Source organism: Hyalangium ruber, assembly GCF_034259325.1.
In the GTDB taxonomy this organism is placed as follows: Bacteria; Myxococcota; Myxococcia; order Myxococcales; family Myxococcaceae; genus Hyalangium_A; species Hyalangium_A rubrum.
The window spans coordinates 790,825-811,255 of the sequence record NZ_JAXIVS010000002.1 but is presented as its reverse complement, the minus strand read 5'-3'; the positions used below and the strand labels follow the sequence as shown (position 1 = coordinate 811,255).

Genomic DNA, 20,431 nt, shown 5'->3' with positions numbered 1-20,431 from the left:
GTATGAGCGCACGCAAGCTGGATGCTGTGGCGCTGGCGCTGTTGACCGCGTGTGCGAGCACGACCCCGAGAGTGTCCGCGAACCTTGACTCGTACGAACGGGAACTGGACGCGGCTCACTATTCGCTGAGCGAGTTCACGGTGGGCGATGGGGAAGGCGCGCCGGTGGAGGTGGGTCGAGAGGACTTCCAGAAAGCGCTGGCGGAGCTGGCTCGCAGCGTGCCCTTTTCCGCTCATTCCATGGAGTCTGCCCGCCAGCTCTTCGCCCAGGAACACGAGGTGGAGTTCCTGGCCCAGGTGAAGGAGGGGCAGGTGGTGTGGGCCGTACCGCTGGAACCCGGCAGCACTGCACGCCCCCGTGACTGGGGATCCATGACGCGCAACTACCTGCAGTGGTGCGATCAAGAGCAAGGAGGGGGTGATTGCATCGGCTTGCTGGAAGATGGTCCCACCCTACGGGGCGATGATCTGCGAACGCTGGGACTGGCCATCGCCCTGGGCTCAGTGCTGCGAGAGATGAAGAGTGCCTTGGTGGAAGCAGCCAACCCGCGAGCCCTGCTGCTTTCCGCGGTGTGGTCGGTTGGCCTGTACCTGCTGATGTGGGTGGTCCCCGAGCCTTTGACCAAAGGCGTGGCAGCGATGGTGACGGCTGCTTTGATGGCTTGGCTGGGCGTGGACACCGTGTGGCGCTTGATGACGGGCTGGGTTGATCTGGTGGGGCAAGCCGACAGCGCCGAGTCCTTCGCGGAGCTGGGTCAGGCGGGCGGGAGATACGGCAAGGTCTTGGGCGAGCACGTGGCGCGGGTTCTGGTGATGGTGGTGGCGGCGGCGCTGGGTGGAACAGCAGCGAGGCTGGCAGAGAAGTTGCCGCGGCTTCCGGGGTACTCCCAGGCAGCGGTGCAGGCGGAGACGCAGGGGAGCATGCCACTGTCCATGGTGGTTGAGGTGGAGTCGGTGGCTGCCTCTCCGCAGGGCTCCTTCTCCGTGCTGATGCGTGGCCGTCGTGGCTCGGGCGGCGCGGCATCTTCGGGAGCTCGCGGTGAGGCTGTCACCCTCATTCATCATCAGGGTGGCAACCGGCAGGTGATGATCCATGGCCAGCGTTGGCACGTGCCTGCCAACAGGTCGGTGAAGGACATTCCTCGGCATGACCCGGTGGGAGACGAACTTCAGGCAGTCACCACGCGGGTGGCAGAGACGTGGAGCCCCGCCAGACTCAATCAGGCGGAGCGGGATGCCATCCGCGACGCGCGTTCCCAGGGCAAGCACTGGCTGGCCCACCTCCTGGAACGGGAGGCTCGCGGGCGCTATGTGCATGCGCAGGTGGTGGACCAGTTCAAGCAGGTACGATGGAACCGTGTGGGAGTCGATGCGATCGATCCCAGGACGGGCTACAAATATGAGCTTCTCACCCGGAGCAGCTCGAACCTGGCAAGGCATGGCCGGCGCATGGCGGAAGAGCTTTTCCGGATGGTCTCTTTCTGAGGGTTGGCCCGCATGTGGCTCGACAACATCGTCTTCGAAAAGCGGGTCATCGAGGATGAGCGGCTGGACCTCAGTGACAAGGATGGCAACTACTACCTCGGGCCGGAGTTGCTCCTGCGCCGATGTACCCTCGTGTTGAAGGTTCCGGCCAAGCGCCTCCATCTGGTGGGGACGCGACTCATCGACTGCTCCGTGGAGGTGAAGAAGGAGCTGAAGGGCTTGGCCTGGAACAAGACCCAGCTCAAAGGTTGTCGCGTCACGGGGCGTCTCATTGGCTGCGACTTCGGGTATTGGCCAGTCCCCGAAGTGCCCTACACCGAGATGGGAGGCATCGAGGACTGCGACTTCTCCGATGCCCAACTGGACGCGTGCCGATTCATCGGGTGTGACGCTAGGACCCTTCGGTTCCCTAGCTGGCCGTACTTCACCCTCCTCGACCCCTACCGCAGGAGCCGTGAGTTGGACGACATTCAGTGGCCTGGCAGGTTGAATGTCGTGTTGCACGGCTTCTCGGAGCTACCAGAGAAGACAGCAGCTGTGACGTACTCGGCTACCAGTCTTGCTGAACGGTATGGCACTACGGAGGACGCTATCTGGGCCGTGCTGCAACGGCTGGATGGTACGAAGCATTAGCCACCCCCTCGATACCTTCGGCGCGCCATGACTTCCCTTCGCACCTTCTGTTGTCTCGCCCTTCTGGCCTTGCTGGGGGCCTGCGCCCCGCGCTCGAAGACGGCGACCGAGCCCGCTCCCGCAGCCATGCCCACCCCCGCTGACGCCGAGTTCACTCGCTTCGCCCGCGAGTACCTCGACTGGTACTACGCCCAGAACCCCGTGCGCGCCACGAACCTGGGCATCCACCGCTACGACGCCCAGATGCCGGACCTCTCCGCCGAGGCCCATGCGCGCGAGGCCCGCGCCCTCCACGATTGGCTCGCCCGCCTGCAGCGCATCGACCGCACCGCCCTTACCGGGGACAACGTGTTCGACGTGCGCATCCTGGAGAACGCAATGCGCGCCAGCCTCCTCGAACTGGAGGAGGTGCGCGAGTGGCGCCGCGACCCCATGGGCTACAGCAGCATCATCGTCTACGGCCTGTCCTCGCTGTCCTCGCGCGAGTTCGCCCCCATCGAGGAACGGATGCGCAGCCTCATGGCCCGCATGGCCGCCGTCCCCGCCATCATCGCCGCGGCCAAGGCCAACCTCGCCGACGTGCCCAAGCCTTGGGCCGAGCAGGCTGTGAGGGACACTCGGGGCACCGCGGAGTACTTGCGCAAGGACCTTCCCGCCGCCCTCGAAGCCCAGGGCCTGGCTCGGGTGGATGCACGCCTGCGTGGCGAGTTCGAGAGCGCGCGCCAGAAGGCGCAAGCGGAGGTGGAGGACTTCGCACGCTGGCTGGAACAGGAAGTGTTCCCCAAGGCCACCGGTGACTTCCGCCTGGGCAAGGCGCTCTTCGAGAAGAAGCTGGCCCTGGAGGAGCACGTCGAGCTGTCGGCCGAGCAGCTCCGGGATATCAACGAGCGGGCCATCCGCTACTACCAGGAGTGGGTGGCCCGCGAGGCCGCCCGCATCGACCCGAAGCGCACCCCGGCGCAGGTCATGGCCGCCATCTCCCAGGACTACCCGTCCGCCGAGGAGCTCATCCCCACCGCTCAGCGGCAGCTTCAAGAGGTGCAGCGCTTCGTCATCGAGAAGGACCTGGTGACGCTGCCCTCGAAGAGCCTGCCCACCGTGCGCGAGACGCCGCCCTACGCACGCATGGGCTTTGCCTCCATGGACTCGCCCGGTCCCTTCGAAGAGCGCGCCACCGAGGCCTACTACAACATCACCAACGTGGAGCCCGACTGGACGCCGGAGCAGAAGGCGCAGCACCTCACGTACTTCAGCCGCGCGGGGCTCCTGGGCATCACCGTCCACGAGGCGATTCCGGGCCACTTCGTGCAGCTCTTGTACGAGGCCCAGATTCCCACCGATGTGCGCAAGGTGTTCACCCCCGCCTCGCTGGTGGAGGGCTGGGCGCACTACACCGAGCAGATGATGGTGGATGAGGGGCTGGGCGGAGGAGACCCCGCCATCCGGCTCGGCCAGCTGCGGCGGGCGCTCCAGCGGCACGCGCGCTGGCATGCGGCCCTGGCGCTCCATGTCTTCGGCGAGCCGGTGGAGCAGGTGGCCAAACGCTACGCGGAGATCGCCTACTTCGAGCCCTTCCCGGCGCTGCGCGAGGTGCAGCGCGGCACCTTCAACCCCACCTACCTTTATTACGCGCTGGGGCGCATGCAGATCCTCAAGCTGCGCGAGGACTACCGAGCCCGGCAGCAGGCGCTCGGTCAGCCCTACTCGCTGCGCGACTTCCATGACCGGCTGCTTCGGCTGGGGCTCCCCATGACCCTGGCGCGGCAGGCGCTGATGCCGGGAGACACCGCGCCGTCACTGGAGTAGCCCGGGGGCCTCCAGACTTTTCGTGTCAACCACGCGTCACGGGAAGTGAATCCGCTACGGATTGGACCTGGGAGGTCATGGGAGCCCGGCCAGGAGTTCCCTACGGTAGCCACGTGGGCGCCCCGTAGGAGACCGCGGGGTGCTGGGGGAGCCATATCCATGCGGAGCCGTGGCGTGTCGTCTCGCCGAAGGAGTGTCCTCGCGCGACTCGGGAGTCTGGGCGCGCTGCTGCTCAGTGGGGTGCTCGCCTGCAGCACCGTGCGCTCGGATCTCTGCGCCACCGTCCACACGCGGGTGCTGGAGGAGCAGCGCATCACCGAGGAGGCGCCGCGCCACGTGTTGGATCCGCACGCCTGTGCGCGGCACGCGCGGCGGCTGCGCGAGCTCTCCGAGGAGCTGCGCGGCCTCGAGATTCGAGACGCCTCGCTGCGCATGGCGATGGACTCCTACCGCACCCAGTTGGAGAGCCTCTCCGAGCACTACGCCCAGCTGGCGTCCGCGTACCGGTCGCGCCCGGACAAGCGCCCGGAGGAAGATGCGCAGGCACGCGACCGGCTCAGCCGCCGGCTGGTGGATCATGCCGCCTCGATGAACGGTCCGCGCACCCTGCTGAAGGGCCACTGCGACAGCTTCTGACGGAGCGCGCCGCTCACGCGTGCCAGTAATAGCTCCACTTGAGCAGCACGGCGTCGGTGGCGGGCCCGGAGAGCAGCCGCCGCGGCAGCACCGTGGCCGGCACCCGCGCACCCTCGGGCGTGGCCAGCCCCTGCTGCGAGCGCGAGTAGACGAGGAAGAGCGTGGAGCCCAGCCGGTACTCCCAGCGCAGCACCACGTTGAGGTTGAGCGCCACGTCGTAGAAGTCCTCGTCCGTCCGGCCCTCGGTGGGCCGCATCCTCGAGATGCGGATGGGGGTGCGCGCTACGTCCGAGGCGGCCTCGAAGAAGGGGCCATAGACGCCGTACGCGCTGAAGAGCTGGGCATAGCCCTGCAGCGTCAGGTTGGGGCGCAGCACCCACTGCTGGCGCAGCGTGAGGGACAGGAAGTTGGACTCCAGGTTGGCCAGCAGGAAGCGCTGGTCCCCCAGGTTCTCCACGAAGCGAGGCGCGAAGGGGGTCCGGTCGGAGATGACCTCCAGGCGCGTCTCCAGCGCCGGGTGCGGACGCAGCGACAGGGCCGCCTCGGCGCCCCAGCCCCACGCGCCCGGAGCGGGGCCCCGGTCATGGTGGCCCAGCGCCGCGAAGCCGCTGAGCGAGAGCATCCGCTTGCCGTTGGTCTCCCAGAAGAAGACGAAGAAGCTCGAGTGCTCCCGCTCCAGGGGGATGCCGGTGCCGTCCAGCTCGCGGACGTCGTAGCCGCCCAGGTTCGCCCCCGTCTCCACGCCCACCATGTCGAAGCTGGGCAGATCCACCGCGGCGTTGAAGTTGAACCAGCTGCCCCGGTTGACGCCCCGCCCATCCGTCGTCCAGTTCGAGCCCCCGCCGAGGTTCACTTCGACGCCCTTGAAGGGCCCCGCGCCATTGGGGCGGGTGTAGTGCAGCCAAGCATAGGGCGAGTGTACGTTCTGCGTCTGCTGGAAGCCCGTGGCGTTCAGGTCCAGCGTGGGCGAGGAGAAGTCGTAGCTCACGTCCCACCGGAAGCCGTCCCCACCGAACTTGCCCGCGCGCAGGTAGCCGCCATAGCCGGTGGAGCCCCGGCGCAGCACCGTGCCATCCGCCTTGGTGCGCTCGGGCGGCCCGTCCGAGACGCGGCTGGCATCCACCTGCCCCAGCACCCCGTACTCGCTGTCGGCCGTCTTGAAGTCGAAGTCCATCGCCGCGCCCTGTCCGCCCCGGGCGAGGCACTCGGCTGGCTGGTCCTCTTCGTCCAGCGCCGCCTCTTCCTCGGTACACCCGCCCACCAGGGGCGTGGCCGCCGCGAAGCTGCCGCCCACCCGCGAGTTGGCGCCCACCGAGCCGCGCACCACCGCCGCCAGGAAGTTGGTGGCTGGCTGCGGCGTGCCCGGCAGCGAGCTGTTGGGGCCCAGGTGCAGCGGCCGGGTGGAGTGCAGGCGCCAGCGCCGGTCCGGGCGCTCCTCGTCCTGCTCCTGCCAGGGCCCGGTGACGAGCGCGTTCAGCACGCCCACCTCCACGCCCTTGGTGAGGGTGCCCGTCAGCTTCGCCGCGCCGAGGATGGGCGTCGTCAGGCCGATGCGCCGCGAGTAGAAGAGCCCCTGGGGCACGTTCTCCAAACTGCCGCCCACCGGCTGGAACAGCTCCATCCCCTGTGTGAAGAAGGTGCGCTTCTCGGGGAAGAAGGCCTCGAAGGTGCTCAGGTTGAGGATGAGCTCATCCGCCTCCACCTGCCCGAAGTCCGGGTTGAAGGTGGCGTTGAGCGCCAGCTCGCTCGTGAGCGCCGCCCTCAAGTCCAGCCCCACATCCAGCGTGGGTTCCATCAGCCGGGGGTAGGGCAGGGCGTTGTCCGAGAACTGCGGCCGCATCGTCCCGCGCGTGGCCACGTACGGCACCAGCTCCACCCCGCTCCGGGACTGGAGCCCCTCCAGCCCCGTGAGGTGGCCCAGCCGCGAGACATTGGCGTTGCTGGTGCGCGGGTTGTCCACCGACTCGCTCTCCTCGTTGAGGCGGGCGATCTGCCGGCGCACCGAGAAGCCCCACGTCTGCACCGAGGTGTCCGGGAAGCGCAGCAGGGACAGGGGAATGGAGAACTCGGCCACCCAGCCCTCCGCCCCGTGGCTCGTAGCCCCGTCCCACACCCCGTCCCAGTCGGTGGTGTAGTTGCGGTCGTCGTAGAAGAGCCCATCCCCCTGGACTCCGCCCGCGCTCAGGGAGAAGGAGTACGCGGTGCGGTGGTCATGCGTGGAGTCGATGATGAGCTGCACCAGGTCCGTGGTGAGCGTGCTGTCGCGGCGGCCCAGGCGCCGGTCGACGAGCGCCGGCTGGGAGTCTCGGGCGGTGACGCCGATGTAGACGCGCTCCGAGTCATAGAGGATGCGGAGCTCCGTGCGCTCGCTGGGGGCGGCTCCGGCGGTGGGGAAGCGCTGCACGAAGGCATCGAAGACGGGGGCCTCGGCCCAGGCGGGCTCATCCAGCCTGCCGTCCGTGCGGATGTCGCCCCGGGCGGCCGCCGCGCGGAGGAACTGGTCACGGCCAGGGCCTTCCACCGCCGCCTCCGCCACGATGGAGCACAGCAGCACCGCCAGCCCTCCGGCCTGACGCACCGCTTCCATTCCCACTGTCTTCACGTCGTGACCCCCACCCGGGCGTGCGCTCCTCAGGCACGCGGCACCGAGAACGCGCCAGCGCCCCATCCATTTCACGGTTTCTTGCGCGAGTCACCCTTGCCTTTGTCGCCCGACACGGAGCGCACGAAGACCGAGTCCACACCGTGGATTCGCAGCTTCACCAGCTCGTCGGCCGTCACATTTGGGTAACCCGCCTCGCGCATCTCCCGGATGAAGGCGGGCGTCACCCCGTGGATGCGAAACGCCACCAGCTGCTTCCGGGTGAGGGAGGTAAAGCCGAGGTCCCCGATCTCCTTGACGAACGCGGGAGTCACGCCGTGGATGCGCAGGGGGATCAGCTCGTCGGCCGGGAGGTCCTTGAAGCCCAGGCCGCGCATCTCGCGGATGAACTCCGGCGACACGTTGTGGATGCTCATGGCCAGCAGCGTCTCCAGCGGCAGGTCCTTGTAGCCCTCGGCCGCCAGCGCGCGGATGCGCTCGGGCGTCACCTGGTGGATGCGCGTCTTCACCAACTGCTTGAGCGTCAGCTTCGAGTACCCCAGCGCGGAGAGGGAGCGGATGTACTCGGGCGTCACCTGGAAGATGGCCACCTCGATCAGCTCCTTGAGGGGGATGTCCTTGTAGCCGAGCGCCGCCAACTCCTTGATGCGTGCGGTGGAGATGTCGAAGATGGCCAGCTTGAAGTGCTCGTCCGGGGTGAGCTTCGGGTAGCCCAGCCCCGCCATGGTGCGGAGGTACGCCTCGTTGGGCTCGAAGCGGAAGTGACCTGCGCCGTCACCCTCGTTGAAGCGGCCCTCGAACTGGAAGGTGCCCGCCTCGCGCTGAAGCTGGAACGGCGCCGTGCTGCCGTCCGAGGTGGACAGGCCCTGGAAGGCCGACAGCGGGATGGGCATGCTCATCTGCTCGCCCCTCTCGGACTTCGGGTGCAGCGAGAGCTGGAGCTGGCTCTCCTTCTCCCGGACGGAGGCGGTCCAGGTGCCGGTGTGCGTGGGGCTGGCGTGTACGGGCGCGGCCACCAGGAGCAGGGCCGCGAACAGCAGGGACAGAGGAAGCAAGGTCTTCATGGCGTTGAGGCTCCTTCGGGCAAGGCGCGGCCCTGCGGCGCGCGCTCTGACAGGAGCGCGGCCGTGAGCACGCGTGAGAGAGGAGAAGAGGGGGTTACTTGCGGGGCTGCTTCATGCCGCGGATGAAGTCGGGGCTGATGCCGCTGACGCGCAGGCGGATCAGCTCCTCGGTGGTCAGCGACTCCAGGCCGGCCTCGCGCATCTGGCGGATGAAGTCCGCATCCACGCCCATGGCGCGCAGCTCCACGAGGTCGTCGACGGGCAGATCCTTCATGCCCGCCTCTCGCAGCCCGCGGATGTAGTTCGGGGTGACGCCCATGGCGTGGAGCTGCACCGCCGTGTGCGCATCGAGCTTCGTGTAGCCCGCCTTGGCCAGCTCGGAGAGGGTCTCCGGCTTGACGCCCACCGCGCGCATCTGCGTCACCGTCTCCAGGTCCAGGCCCGTGTAGCCGGCGTCCTTCATCCCACGCAGGTACGCCTCATCCACGCCCACCGCGCGCGCGGAGGCCAGGGCCTGGGGGCTCGCCTTCGCGAAGCCCTGGGCCTTCATCATCTCCATCCAGGAGGGGGTGACGCCCAGGTGCTTCAGCTTCACCAGGTCCTCGGCGGGCAGCTGCTGGCCGAAGCGGGCGTTCATCTCCTTCACATACTCGGGGGTGATGCCGGCGTGGCCGAACTGGGTGAGGTTGCGCACCGTGGGGTCGATGCCCATCCCCTTCACCGTGTCCACCATGTCCGGGGTGACGCCCGCCACCTTCAGCGCCACGAGCTGATTCACCGACAGCTTGCCGTCACCCACGCGGGTGTTCCCATCCACCTCGTCCTCGTCCTCGTCCTGGAATGGCCGCGGGTTGGGATTCGGGTTCGGGTTCGGGTTCGGATTGGGGTTCGGGTTCGGACGCGGGTTCGCGGCCATCAGGGGCTGGGGGGGAAGCAGGGGCGAGACCCTGGGCGCGGGAGAGGCCATGGGCAGCGGGGGGGGCTGGGGCGCGGGCACCGGGGCGATGACGGAGGGCGCGGTCAGGGCCTCCAGCGTCTCCGCGGTGGAGGGCTGAGGCTCGGTGACGGCGGCCTTCAGGGACTCGACCGGCAGCACGAGCGCGGTGATGGGCGCGGCCACCGCGAGGCTGCTCATCAGGGTGAGCACGGAGGCGCCCGCCACCCAGCGCGACGAGCACCGCGCGGCGGGGGAGACGACCAGCCGGCGCACGCGCTCGGGCAGCGAGCCTCCCAGCGCGGACAGGGCCGGGCTCGGCGCGAGCGCGGGCAGCACGCGCAGCTCCTCCAGCGCGGTGAGCGCGCGGGCGTAGGACAGGGAGCTGCCGCTGGTGCCGGCCGCGATGTCGTCGCAGCAGTGCTCGCGCTCCACGCGGATGACGTGGGACACCCACCACACGGCCGGGTGGTAGAAGAGGAGCGTCTCCACCAGCGTCTGCGCCAGGTTCACCGCGAAGTCATAGCGGCGGATGTGCGCCAGCTCGTGCGCGAGGATCATCTCCAGCTGTCGCGCGGACAGGCCGGTGAGCGCGGAGGCGGGCAGCAGCACCACGGGGCGCAGCCAGCCCACGGCCGCGGGCACATCCAGCGCCGCGGACTGGAGCAGGCGCACCGCGCGCTTCAGCCCCAGGCGGCGAGAGAGGGTGTCGAGGCGCTCCTGCCACTCCGTGGGCGCGGCGGAGGCCTCGCGCACCTGCCGGCGAAGGCGCAGCCACCCAGAGAGCAGCCGCAGCGAGGAGAACGCCACGCCCAGGCCCCAGGCGAGCACCAGCCACGCCATGTGCTCGGAGACGAACGCGAGGACACGCGGCAGCACGGGCTCGGGAGTGGGTACGGAGACGGGCAGGGGCTCGGGAGCGGCGAGGCTGATTCGAGGCACCGCGACAGCCCGGGCGTGGACTGCGGGAGCCGTCGCTGGCGCGAAGGTGACGGCGGGCTCGGAGGCCGGAGGGCTCGCCGTGGCGGAGTGACGCCAGAAGGTGGCCACGGGGAGCACGAGCATCATCCCCAGTGCGCCAGAGGCCAGGGCGTAGCGCGCGGCGGCGGCCCGTCGTCCGAGCACGCGCAGCGCCAGCGCCAGCACCACCGCCACGAGCGCACCCTGCCACAGCAGGTGGACCAGCGCCCAACCCAGGGACTCCAGGACGAGACCGCTCATTGCTCTCCCTCCTGCTCCAGTGAATCGAGGAGTCGCCGCAGCTCGGCCAGCTCCTCGGGGGAAGTCTTCTTCGAGGACAGCGCCTGCATGGCCAGCTGCGCCGGCGAGCCGCCGAAGGCGCGGTCCACCAGATCCGTCACCAGCTGGCGCTGCGTCTTCTGCTGCGTGGCCCGCGCGCTATAGATGTGGGCCCGCTGGGACTCGTCGCGCACCACCAGCCCCTTCTCCGTCATGATCTGCATCATCTTCAGCACGGTGGTGTAGCCGCTCCCGTCCTGGAGCGACGCGTGTACGTCCCGCACCGTGCTAGGCCCGCGCGCCCAGAGCACCCGGAGGATGGCCAGCTCGGCATCCGTGGGGCGCGGCAGCTTCGTGTCGCTCATGGCTTCCTCGAGTCCCATCGTCTCCAGGAGAGATATACGAAGTCGTTCGTAGATGTCAACGAAGGCTTTCGTAGATGGGGAGTGTCGCCTGGTCCTCTGTCCACCAGGCGCAGGTTGGGGTGGCCTGGAGGAGGGGGTTCCGCGAGGCACAGCCCGAGCACACCTTTCGGAGAGCAGCGGACTTGGAGGCGTCGATGTCGGAGACGAACACCCACAAGGCAACGAAGCGGGCGAAGGGCAGGCGCAAGGCGGGCACCCCGCGCGACACGGGACGGATTCAAGTGCGTCGGGAGACCGCGGAGTACCGGGCCGCTGCCCAGGAGCAGGCCTCGCGGGTGCGGGAGGAGATCGACGCGGCCCTGGCGGATGCCCGCCGGACGCGCGAGGAGATCGAGGCGCGCATCGAGCAGCAGTGGCACAACCGGCCCGCTTCGGTGGCGCCCACGACGGCGGGCCTTGGGGGCCGGCGCCGTCGCGCGAAGGCCTGAGTTCGGGGCGGCTCAGCTCTTCGGTGTCGACGCGGCGCGACGCTGGCGCCAGCCGTCCACGGAGAGCGTGTTGAAGCGCTCGGTGCCCAGCAGGGCGGCATAGAGGGCCACGTAGATCATCTGGGTGCCGAGCGTGTCCCACTGACTGCGCAGGGAGGTGCCGAAGACGAGCGGCGCTGGCAACGGGGTGTCCACGAAGCCCTTCGCCATCGTCTCGGCGAAGGTGGAGGGGCCCACGGCGAGGCGCACCGCTCCATGCATGAAGATGTTGAGGCCCAGGATGGAGCGCAGCAGGGCATAGCCCGCGGCTTCACCGGTCAGGGCCGGCCAGGCGCGCGGAGTGGGCTCATCGGTCATGGCATTCCCAGGAGCGGGGTGAGGAGTCGTGCGTGCGCGGTGTCACTGAGCGTGGGGCGTGGGGGCTGGGACGGGCGCATCCGGCGTCACCACCTGGGAGCGCGCGAACGAGGCCTCATAGTCCGGCGCGAGCGTGCCGAAGAGGCGGTCCCAGATGACGGTGTAGAAGCCGTAGTGGTGGGCCAGGTCCAGGTGGTGCCGGGCATGGAAGGTGGTGGTGGCCACGGCGCGGGCGACGGGCCAGCGCACCCATCCATCCGGAAAGGGCTCCACCCCGAGGTGCCCCAGCACGCCCCAGAGGGTGTTGAAGAAGAGGTAGAGGAACATGGCGGCCCACGAGGCCTCGTAGACGACGCAGGCGGTGAGCCACAGTGAGCCAAAGCCGAGCACCTCGAGGGGATTGAGGACGAAGAGGGTGAGGGGCCGGGCACGCTCGTAGCGGTGGTGGGGCGCATGCAGCCAACCGTAGAGCCAGGGCGCGTGGGCGAGACGGTGCAGCAGGTACATGCCCAGGTCCATCATCGCCACGAGCACCGCGAGGTCCACTAGCACGCGCGGGCCCCAGTCGAGCCGGAAGCGGATCCACCCCGCGCGCCACAGCAGCAGGCCGGCGAAGGTGACGCCGGTGTTGATCAGCACGCACGCCAAGGCGAGGACGAGTTCCTGGCGTTCGAGGGCGGGAGCCTCGGGGGCGACGCGGCGGTGAGCGAAGCGGCGCATCAGTCCTTCGCCCAGCGCCACGGTCAGCGCGACGACCAGCACGTTGATGATCAGGAAGACCCCGGTCGCCTGCCACAGGGAAACGGTGTGCAGCCAGTCGATGGCCCAGGACATGCGCGAGGTTCCTTCTTCCTTGCGGAAGTGTAGGTCAACTCGGTCAGTACTTCACGCCGTCCAGGTGTTGCAGCGTGGCCTTGATGGCTTCTGGGGTGGTGCCGCTCCGCTTCGCGAGGTCCGGGGCCGAGTACGTCACCGCTACCGTCAGGGGTGGGTACTCCTCGAAGCCTCGGATCACGACACGTCCAATGTCCCCAGGCCACGCAACCGCGCTCCACTCGCGCCATCTCTGGCCAGGGTCCAGGAGGGTAAAGCAAGGCCACTCAGGGAAGCGCAAGGTCCTGGTGTCACAGCCGATGAACCGACATCCGTCCAGGTGCGCCCCGGTGAAGTCGCAATCCTCGATTCCACCCTGTGCTCCCAGGGAGTCCGGCCACCGCCCAAAGTCATTGCCACGCAGGCGCCCGGTGAACCGGCAGCTCTTGAAGATGGCGTGCTCCCAACGAAAGCCCTTCAGTTCCTTGCGCACATCGAGGGTGCAGTCGATGAACCGTGCTTGAGGAACGATCAGGCTTCTCGAGGACACCTTCAGAACGAGGGTGCAGTTCTTGAGCGTCAGGTTCGGCCCCAGGAAGTAGGTGGTCCCGGAGCCCAGTTCCAGCCGCTCGTTCGTGAGCTCCCTGTCTTCGAGGTTGACCTGGCTCACGCCCTGCTCCGCGCTCAGAAGCTGATCATCCGGAAGAACTCCTCCGCCATTCGCCTGCCATGCAGCTCCAGGTTGGAGTTCGTCCCCGGTGCTGCCCCATCGTCATAGGGGTAAATGCTATGCCTGCTGGGCCTTCTCCAGCAGGGTACGGGCCTCAGCGGTCCGCTCCGGAGGCACCATCAGATCGATGGAGAAGTAGGGCCCGAAGAACTGCAGCAGGGTCCGTGCGTGTACCCCGCGCGCCCAGGCGGGAATGCCCGCCGCCGAGAGCGCGACAATCGCCGGCTCCACCTCGTAGCTCCGGTGTACGGGCCACACGGGTACCCAAGTCGCTTCACGGCGCTTGCGCGCCTCCTCTACCAGGTCCATCGCGATGGCCACGCCCGTCACCAGGGCGACCATGCTGGGCAGGGGAAGGGCCAGCAGGGGGCCGGCCAGGCTCGCGGGCAGCCACGCCATCGTCCCGAGCACCACACTCCACGCCGCCGCTACGGGCAGCAGTTCGCGGGTACGCAGTGCCGCGCGTCCATGCACCACGGGTCGCTCCGCGGCATCCTTCGCCGTGAGCGCGGCCCAGACGGCGCCCACCCGCTGCGGCGAGTAGAAGAGCACCGAGAAAGCGGCGGAGCTCAACGTCAGCAGTACGAAGAACACCAGAGAGTAGACCCAGAGGCTGCTCTCCAGCGCCCGGCTCAGCGAGGCCAGTTCCGAGACACCCAACAGCGTGCCGAGCGTCGCGGGCAGGCTCAGCAGCGCTCCGGCGAAGGAGATGGGAGCAAGCCCCGAGGCGGGCAGGGGCAGCCAGGAGGGTTGCTCGGTACCACGGCTCATCCCTGGCAACTGCCCACGAAGGATTTTCACCGTGGCCCAGCCGAGCCCGACGAGGCCGAGCAGCCCCAGGAGCCCGGAGAGGGAGTCCACCACTCCCAGGCTCATGTACTCCACGGCCTGAGCCAGGAGGCGGAAAGCGGGGGCCAGCGACATGCCCAGGAGGACGACGGCATAGCCGTTGCCGAGTCCCCGCTTGTCCACCACCACGGTGAGCCCATGGAGCAGGAGCACGGCGCCCGCCAGCAGCAGGATGATGACAGGAATGGGCAGCGCGCCCTCTCCCGAGAAGAAGGGCTGTCCCTCGAAGGCGGGGCCGGAGCCGAAGTCCGCGTAGAACCGGCCCATCCCCCACGCCTGGACGAACGCGAAGACCACAGCGAGTACCACGGTGGCGGTTCGCAGACGAGCGCGGCCCGTGGGCCCGCCCGTGCGCAGGCGACGCCAGGAAGGGATGAGCAAGGCGACGAACTCGACGAGGACGAAGGCCGACAGGAACGGGTTCAGCCCCAGTGAAAACACGCTCATCATCATCGAAGCGTTGTCGGGGCGCGCACCGCCCTCCGCGAGCAACGACAGGATCGATGGATCAATCCCGGGTAGCAGCACCTGGTCACACAGGGCGGCGAGGATCAGGGCCACCAGGCTTACGGCGGCCGGGCGCAGGAACTCTCCCGAGCCTGTCACCGCCTCGGCGGGAGCCACCATGGCCGGGTCAGCCACCGCCACCGCCACCGCGGAGGCGAGCGTGGGCACGGGCCCATCGGCCAGGGCGCTCCCGCAGTCGCTGCAGCTCTCGAAGCCCTCTCGGTACTCAGCGGGGGCGTTGAACTTCTTGAAGAAGGGGCACTCGGGATTGGGACAGTGACGGGCGGCCATGGATGCAGGCGCGAGCATGCGCGCACCGTGTTCTCACTGACAATGGACCGGCAGTGCGTCACCCCACCGTGGCGCGCTTCAGCTCGAGACGCGCGTGGAGGAGACGGGCTGCGCGGCCTGCTCCGACTCGGGCGCGGGAGGAACGTCCTCGCCCAGCGCCGCCAGCCGCTTGGCCAGGTGGGCCGCCTGGGCGCCCTTGGCACTGGCCTCGGTGCCCGCCGCGCCCACCAGGGACACGCGCGCGCGCTCCATCAGCGCCACCTGCGCGTGGAGCTGGGCCAGCAGCCGCTCCTGCTTGCGAGACAGGGTATTAAGCCGGTTGAGCTCCTCGCCCAGCGAGGAGGCCGCCAGCTCCAGTTGCCGCTTCGCCACGGGGTCCTCGGCCGCCGCGGCCCGGGTGCGGAGGTCCTTCACCTGCGCATCCACATCGCCCTGGGCCACCGACTGGAGCTGCGCCGTCAGGCCCGCGTGGGACTCGGCCAGGGTGAAGGCTTCGCGCGCCATCTTGCGCAGCACCTCCACCAGCTCGTTGCGTCCGGCCCCCGGCGCCATCTTCATCGCCACGGAGCGGCACTGCCGGTACAGGGTGAGGGTGCGCCCCACCAGCTCCAGCGCCTCGCCGCTCAGGGTGTTCTCCAGCACGCCGCCGCGAGACTCCACCGGGTCGACGTGGAACGTCACATGCGAGGCCAGCGTGCCCACGCTCCAGAAGAGCGCCACGGCGGTGAAGCCCAGCAGCGCGCCCAAGAGCCCTCCGTTGGGGAAGAAGCGCGCGTCCATCACCTGCTGCACGTACATGCCCAGCGGCACCAGCGCCCCGGAGGCCACGGCACCCGCGATGATCTCCGAGGGCTTGCCGAACCGCTCGCCGCCCTGGCCGATCCACCCCACCAGCCCCGCGGCGATGGCGCCGGAGAAGGCCTGGGGCACCGGCGCCGTGCCGTCGAAGAAGTAGGGCAGGGTGGGCAGCACCGCCAGGCTGAGCCGCAGCGCCGCGCTGTAGCCCAGCACGGGCCGAGCGCCGGCCAGCGCCGCCGCCACCACCGCGAAGCCCGGGTTGATGGGGATGCCGAAGCGTTCGCCCAGCGCCGCCACGACGCCCACGGCCGCTCCTCCCGCGAGCGCGCGCAGCGTGCGCCCTTCGAAGTCCTCGCGGTGGAGCAGTTGCAGGGAGAAGGCCATGGGGTCGGTCCTGGGTTACTCGTAGCTGTTGTTGTAGCCGAAGCTCTTCATCGTCTTGCGCTGGAGCTGCCGGGCGTTCTGCTTCTGCTCGCCCTCGCTCTGCGCGTTCTCATAGGCTGCCCGAGTCTGGTCCAGGTCCGCAATGTCCCCTGCGAGCGCCGAGGGCGACGTGCCGAAGAGCGTGCGAGCGTTGTCCATGAATCCCAGGGCCGCGGCGCGGTTGCCGCGCTTCATCTCCTCGGCCGCCGCGCGCATCTGCTGGGTGCCCAGCGCCCGCACCGCGTGGACGCGCACATCCTTGTCCAGGTTGGCCCGCACCACGGCGGCGTCCTCGGTGGAGCGCGCCAGCAGCGCCACCCGGGCCTCGGCCGGCCGGTCCTTCTCCACGTCGATGTAATGCACCGAGGCGGACAGCAGCTCGAGCGCCTGCTCGGACGGCTGGGTGTCCAGCGTCAGCTTCACCACCATGCGCGCCGACTGGCCGCCGGCCATGTCGTACAGCGGCACGCGCACGATGCGGCCCTCGCGAATGGTGTTGGCGCCCATCACCTCGGCCTGCACCACCTGCGGGGGCAGCTCCAGGCGCGCCTCCACCCCGCGCGCCACGGTGCCGGTGGCCTGCTCCAACTCGCGGTTGAACACCTCGGCCAGCTGGCTGGAGTTGAGGAAGCCGGTGAAGCCGCCGCCCTGCTCGGCGATGCCCTGCATGAGGTTCTCGTTGAAGTCCTCGCCCACGCCCAGGGCGCTCACGGCGATGCCGCCGGTGCGCAGCGTGCGCGCCAGGGCGGTGAGCTCCTCCTCGCGAACCACGCCGGCGGTGGGCTGCCCGTCGCTCAGGAGGATGGCGCGGCTGACGCGGAACTGGCCCACGTAGGGGCGAAGCTGCTGGGCCGCCGCCTCCAGGCCGCCGCTCATGTTGGTGGAGCCGTCATCCTCGATGGCGTCCACGAACTGGAGCATGCGCTGCCGCTCCTCCTCGTTCATGAGGGTGCTGGGGTAGGTGGTGACGTTGGTGCCGTAGTGGACCAGCGCCAGCCGGTCCCCCTCGGTGACGCGCAGGACGAACTCGCGCGCGGCGCGCTTGGCGTCATCCAGCTTCTGCCCGCGCATGGAGCCGGAGCGATCGATGACGAGCGCCATGTTCACCGGCACCCGGCGCCGCTCCTGGGCGTGGTGGGCCTTCATCTCCAGCACGGCGAACGCCTCGCTGGGCCCCGACTGCACCCACTCGCCGGACAGCTTGCCCTCCAGCGTCAGCGCGCCCGCTCCCGAAGTCACCACGGGCAGCACCCGCGTGGCCGCCTGCTCGTCGGGCTGGGCAACGGTGTGGGTGGTGTCGGTGACGGGCGGGGGCTTGGGCAGGCCCAGCGCCAGGGCGGTGAGCGCGAGCAGTCCGGCGGCGGACAGCAGCAGGGTGGTGCGGTTCATGAAGACACACCTCTAAAGGGGGGCGGGTGAGGCGCAGGTTAAGGGGCTTTGCCGCCCCGCCGCATCGGACAGCGGGAGGACAGTCCCAGTTCCACGCCCCTCGCGGTATCGGTCAACGGGGGGAGGGTCGCCGGCTCACCAGGTCCTGGACGATCTGCCGCAGCGCGGGCTCGTTGAAGGGCTTCTCCAGCTTCGGGTTGGGGATGGCCTCCAGGAACTCGCGGGCGTTGGCGGTGAAGGCGCCACCGGAGACGAAGATGAAGCGCCGCTCCAGCCCGGAGTGGGTGCGCCGCACCGCCTCGTACAGGTCCTTGCCGCCGAAGTCCGGCATCATCACGTCGCACAGCACCGCGTCGAAGAGGTCCGGCTCGCTCTGCAGCCGCTCCAGCGCCTGGCGTCCGCCGGCGGCCACCTCCACCTCATGCTCCTTGAGGATGCGCCGCAGCACCTTGCCCACCCCGGGCTCGTCATCCACCACCAGCACATGCCCGCGGCGTGCCTCCACGGGGACGGGAGTCGTCGCCACCTGGGGGCGCTGCTGCGGCCGGGGGTCGAGCGACGGCAGCACCACGCGGAAGGTGGTGCCCTTGCCCGGCTCGCTCTCGACGGAGATCTCCCCGCCCATGTTGGTGATGATGCCGTGGCAGATGGACAGCCCCAGCCCCGTGCCCACGCCCATCGGCTTGGTGGTGAAGAACGGATCGAAGATGCGGCTGAGCGCCTCGCGCGGAATCCCCGAGCCGGTGTCCTGCACCTCGATGACGACGCGGCTCATGTCCAGCCGCCGGGTGACGAGCCGGATGGCGTTGTGGTGCGCGTCGCCCTCGGGGATGGCCTGCGCGGCGTTCACCACCAGGTTGAGGAACACCTGGGACAGCCGGCCCTCGTTCGCCATCACCTGGGGCACGGTGCCGTAGTCGCGGTGCAGCTCGGCGCGGTGGCGGATTTCATTGGCCGCCATCGTCACCACCGAGTCGAGCACCTGGTGGACGTCCACCGGCGAGAGGCGCTCATCGTCTGGGCGCGAGAGGGTGCGCAGCTCGCGGACCACCTGGCGGACCCGCTCGGCGCCCTGGTACGCCTCGCTGAGCACCTCCTGCCACTCCGCCAGCTCCGTCTCCGAGCGCTGGCGCTGCCTGGGGCCGCTCGAGGCGCTCGTCCCATTGGCATGGGCGCTCTCCAGCGACAGCTGGCTGCGGCGCATCTCCTCGGACAGGAAGCCCAGGTTGGCGATGACGAAGGCCAGCGGGTTGTTGATCTCGTGGGCGATGCCCGAGGCCAGCGTCCCCACCGAGGCGAGCCGGTCCGCCTGCGCCAGCCGCGCCTGGAACTGACGCTGCTCGGTCACATCCCGGGCGATGGTGACCACGGCGGGCTCTCCATCGAAGAGCAGGGGCAGCGAGACGAGCTCCGCGACGCGCGCCTTGCCGTCTCGGCGCACCAGCCGCCGCTCGCCGGAAATCATTCCCTTGATGCCGCTCGGGTCCGGCGGAGGGCCGGGGATGGCCTCGATGTCGTCTTCGATGAAGTGCGAGAGCGAGCGGCCCACCAACTGCTCGGGCCGATCGAAGCCCAGCGTGGTGACGAGCGCCATGTTGGCGTAGACGATGCGCCCCTCGCGCTGGATGGCCGACGCGTCCGGCACGCCCTCGAGCAGGATGCGGAAGCTGGCCTCCGACAGCTTCAGGGCCTCTTCCACCTCGCGCCGCTCGGTGATGTCCCGGGCGATGCCCTCCACCAGCACCACCCGACCGCCGCTGTCGCGCACCGGGGCCACCGAGTGCTCCAGCCACCGGGTGCGCCCGTTGCGCGCGGTGAAGCGCAGCACCACCGGCTTGTCCCCGAGCTGGAGGGGGGCCTCCAGGAGCTGCTGCAGCGAGGGTAGATCTCCCGGGTGGACCAGCCGCCGCCACAGCTCGGCGTCCGCGTAGTGCTCCTCCGGGCTGTAGCCCAGCCGGTCGCTCACCACGCGGCTGATGTAGGCGAAGGCGCGCGGGGCCTCCAGCCGGTAGCGGTACTGGATGTCCGAGGCGTTCTCGGCCAGCTGCCGGTAGCGCTTCTCCCGCTCGCGCAGCGCGCTCTCCGAGTGGCGGTGCTCCAGCTCCAGCGAGAGGGCGCCCGCCGCCGCCGACAGCAGATCCACCTCCAGCCGGTCCCACTCCCGCGCTTCGTCGCAGTTGTCGAAGCCGATGAAGCCCGCCCACGTGTCGTTGACGCGCAGCGGCAGCACCAGCAGGGACAGGACGCCTTGCGGTTCGAGGATGTCGCGCTCCGCCTGGGGAAAGTTCCGCACCAGGCCCGTCACCACCTCGCCGCGCGAGAGCAGCTCGCCCCAGCGACGGAGGTCCGGTTCGAGGGGCAGGCCCTGGAGCTGCGGGTTGCCGATCTCCGGCTTCACCCCGGGGGCGCACCACTCGGAGCGCTGGCTCATCAACAGCTGCCCGCTCTCGCCCTTGTGTACCTCGAATACGTAGACGCGGCTGGCGCCCGAGGCCCGGCCGATGGGCTCCAGCACATCCTTATAAGGATTCTCGTCGTGCGCGACGGCCAGCAGCCGCTGCTGCATCTCCACCAGCGCGGTGAGGTAGCGCTCGCGTCGCTCCAGCGCCTCGCGGGTGCTGCGACGCTCGCTCACGTCCGTGAGCGTTCCACACGTGCCCACCACGCGGCCGGCCTCATCCAGCATCTGCCGGACGTACACCTCCGCCCAGCGGAAGCTCCCGTCGCGCCGCAGGCAGCGCACCTCGTGCCGGCAGTGCTCGCGCTGGCCCGCGAGCAACTCCCGGAACAGCTCTCGGTTGCTCGGAAGGTCGTCCGGGTGCAGCGCCTCGAAGGCGTCGCGTCCCAGGCTCTCCTCGGGGCTGAAGCCCGTCAGCTCCGCCCAGGCGGGGTTGAGGAACGTCCACCGCCTCTGGGTGTCCGTCTGGAACACCACCTCCTTGAGGCTGTCGATGATCTGCTGGTGGAGGCGCTCGCTGGGGCTGGACTCGGAAGTGACCGGAGACATCGCGCGTGAAGGCCTC

The 20,431-nt window shown here is 69.4% G+C and carries 16 protein-coding genes; 5 read left to right on the top strand and 11 right to left on the bottom strand.

What is annotated here, in order from left to right; genetic code table 11:
- The first annotated feature begins 2 nt into the window (after nucleotides 1-2).
- The 4 genes from sitA5 (at nucleotide 3) to SYV04_RS08370 (ending at nucleotide 4,559) form a co-directional block, all read left to right on the top strand.
- Nucleotides 3-1,484 (top strand): SitA5 family polymorphic toxin, encoded by a 1,482-nt coding sequence (gene sitA5 / locus SYV04_RS08385; protein ID WP_479691433.1) that lies wholly within the window; start codon nucleotides 3-5, stop codon nucleotides 1,482-1,484.
- A gap of 12 nt (nucleotides 1,485-1,496) precedes the next feature.
- Entirely contained in the window at nucleotides 1,497-2,117 is a 621-nt protein-coding gene (locus SYV04_RS08380; RefSeq protein WP_321545117.1) for a hypothetical protein, read from the top strand.
- Between the two features lie 27 nt (nucleotides 2,118-2,144).
- On the top strand, nucleotides 2,145-3,923 hold the full coding sequence (locus SYV04_RS08375; protein WP_321545116.1) for a DUF885 domain-containing protein: 1,779 nt from the start codon (nucleotides 2,145-2,147) through the stop codon (nucleotides 3,921-3,923).
- Nucleotides 3,924-4,097: 174 nt separating this feature from the next.
- Complete coding sequence (locus SYV04_RS08370; RefSeq protein ID WP_321545115.1) at nucleotides 4,098-4,559, top strand: hypothetical protein; 462 nt, start codon at nucleotides 4,098-4,100, stop codon at nucleotides 4,557-4,559.
- Nucleotides 4,560-4,572: 13 nt separating this feature from the next.
- Here the strand turns inward: SYV04_RS08370 and SYV04_RS08365 are convergent, their stop codons facing one another.
- From SYV04_RS08365 to SYV04_RS08350, 4 genes are all read right to left on the bottom strand, one after another.
- A complete protein-coding gene (locus tag SYV04_RS08365) occupies nucleotides 4,573-7,161 on the bottom strand; it encodes a DUF5916 domain-containing protein (protein ID WP_321545114.1) in 2,589 nt (862 codons plus the stop codon).
- Nucleotides 7,162-7,232: 71 nt separating this feature from the next.
- On the bottom strand, nucleotides 7,233-8,225 hold the full coding sequence (locus SYV04_RS08360) for a 4-hydroxy-3-methylbut-2-enyl diphosphate reductase (protein ID WP_321545113.1): 993 nt from the start codon (nucleotides 8,223-8,225) through the stop codon (nucleotides 7,233-7,235).
- Between the two features lie 94 nt (nucleotides 8,226-8,319).
- Nucleotides 8,320-10,380, bottom strand: coding sequence for a M56 family metallopeptidase (locus SYV04_RS08355; RefSeq protein WP_321545112.1), 2,061 nt, complete (start codon nucleotides 10,378-10,380; stop codon nucleotides 8,320-8,322).
- On the bottom strand, nucleotides 10,377-10,763 hold the full coding sequence (locus tag SYV04_RS08350) for a BlaI/MecI/CopY family transcriptional regulator (protein ID WP_321545111.1): 387 nt from the start codon (nucleotides 10,761-10,763) through the stop codon (nucleotides 10,377-10,379). The genes SYV04_RS08355 and SYV04_RS08350 overlap by 4 nt, the downstream gene beginning before the upstream one ends.
- Nucleotides 10,764-10,957: 194 nt before the next feature.
- On the opposite strand from SYV04_RS08350, the gene SYV04_RS08345 reads away from it, so the two are divergent.
- Entirely contained in the window at nucleotides 10,958-11,251 is a 294-nt protein-coding gene (locus SYV04_RS08345) for a hypothetical protein (protein WP_321545110.1), read from the top strand.
- Nucleotides 11,252-11,263: 12 nt separating this feature from the next.
- Here SYV04_RS08345 and SYV04_RS08340 read toward each other — a convergent pair whose 3' ends face one another.
- From SYV04_RS08340 to SYV04_RS08310, 7 genes are all read right to left on the bottom strand, one after another.
- Nucleotides 11,264-11,608, bottom strand: coding sequence for a DoxX family membrane protein (locus SYV04_RS08340; protein ID WP_321545109.1), 345 nt, complete (start codon nucleotides 11,606-11,608; stop codon nucleotides 11,264-11,266).
- 42 nt (nucleotides 11,609-11,650) lie between these two features.
- Nucleotides 11,651-12,442: a sterol desaturase family protein gene (locus SYV04_RS08335; protein ID WP_321545108.1), complete on the bottom strand. Its 792-nt coding sequence runs from the start codon at nucleotides 12,440-12,442 to the stop codon at nucleotides 11,651-11,653.
- Between the two features lie 43 nt (nucleotides 12,443-12,485).
- Nucleotides 12,486-13,091 (bottom strand): hypothetical protein, encoded by a 606-nt coding sequence (locus SYV04_RS08330; protein ID WP_321545107.1) that lies wholly within the window; start codon nucleotides 13,089-13,091, stop codon nucleotides 12,486-12,488.
- Between the two features lie 117 nt (nucleotides 13,092-13,208).
- Nucleotides 13,209-14,816: a hypothetical protein gene (locus SYV04_RS08325; protein WP_321545106.1), complete on the bottom strand. Its 1,608-nt coding sequence runs from the start codon at nucleotides 14,814-14,816 to the stop codon at nucleotides 13,209-13,211.
- Nucleotides 14,817-14,876: 60 nt separating this feature from the next.
- Nucleotides 14,877-15,980 (bottom strand): hypothetical protein, encoded by a 1,104-nt coding sequence (locus tag SYV04_RS08320; RefSeq protein ID WP_321545105.1) that lies wholly within the window; start codon nucleotides 15,978-15,980, stop codon nucleotides 14,877-14,879.
- 15 nt (nucleotides 15,981-15,995) lie between these two features.
- Entirely contained in the window at nucleotides 15,996-17,408 is a 1,413-nt protein-coding gene (locus SYV04_RS08315) for a vWA domain-containing protein (protein WP_321545104.1), read from the bottom strand.
- 112 nt (nucleotides 17,409-17,520) lie between these two features.
- The gene (locus SYV04_RS08310; RefSeq protein ID WP_321545103.1) at nucleotides 17,521-20,415 is read right to left on the bottom strand and encodes a PAS domain S-box protein; all 2,895 of its coding nucleotides are present in this window, start codon (nucleotides 20,413-20,415) and stop codon (nucleotides 17,521-17,523) included.
- Nucleotides 20,416-20,431: the final 16 nt, after the last annotated feature.

Bases quoted from the DNA above. Each gene is read 5' to 3' on its own strand.
- SYV04_RS08345 (WP_321545110.1), top strand. From the start codon at position 10,958: ATGTCGGAGACGAACACCCACAAGGCAACGAAGCGGGCGAAGGGCAGG.
- SYV04_RS08350 (WP_321545111.1), bottom strand. From the start codon at position 10,763: ATGAGCGACACGAAGCTGCCGCGCCCCACGGATGCCGAGCTGGCCATC.
- SYV04_RS08375 (WP_321545116.1), top strand. From the start codon at position 2,145: ATGACTTCCCTTCGCACCTTCTGTTGTCTCGCCCTTCTGGCCTTGCTG.
- SYV04_RS08360 (WP_321545113.1), bottom strand. From the start codon at position 8,225: ATGAAGACCTTGCTTCCTCTGTCCCTGCTGTTCGCGGCCCTGCTCCTG.
- SYV04_RS08380 (WP_321545117.1), top strand. From the start codon at position 1,497: ATGTGGCTCGACAACATCGTCTTCGAAAAGCGGGTCATCGAGGATGAG.
- SYV04_RS08355 (WP_321545112.1), bottom strand. From the start codon at position 10,380: ATGAGCGGTCTCGTCCTGGAGTCCCTGGGTTGGGCGCTGGTCCACCTG.
- SYV04_RS08310 (WP_321545103.1), bottom strand. From the start codon at position 20,415: ATGTCTCCGGTCACTTCCGAGTCCAGCCCCAGCGAGCGCCTCCACCAG.
- SYV04_RS08340 (WP_321545109.1), bottom strand. From the start codon at position 11,608: ATGACCGATGAGCCCACTCCGCGCGCCTGGCCGGCCCTGACCGGTGAA.
- SYV04_RS08315 (WP_321545104.1), bottom strand. From the start codon at position 17,408: ATGAACCGCACCACCCTGCTGCTGTCCGCCGCCGGACTGCTCGCGCTC.
- SYV04_RS08325 (WP_321545106.1), bottom strand. From the start codon at position 14,816: ATGCTCGCGCCTGCATCCATGGCCGCCCGTCACTGTCCCAATCCCGAG.
- sitA5 (WP_479691433.1), top strand. From the start codon at position 3: ATGAGCGCACGCAAGCTGGATGCTGTGGCGCTGGCGCTGTTGACCGCG.
- SYV04_RS08335 (WP_321545108.1), bottom strand. From the start codon at position 12,442: ATGTCCTGGGCCATCGACTGGCTGCACACCGTTTCCCTGTGGCAGGCG.
- SYV04_RS08320 (WP_321545105.1), bottom strand. From the start codon at position 15,980: ATGGCCTTCTCCCTGCAACTGCTCCACCGCGAGGACTTCGAAGGGCGC.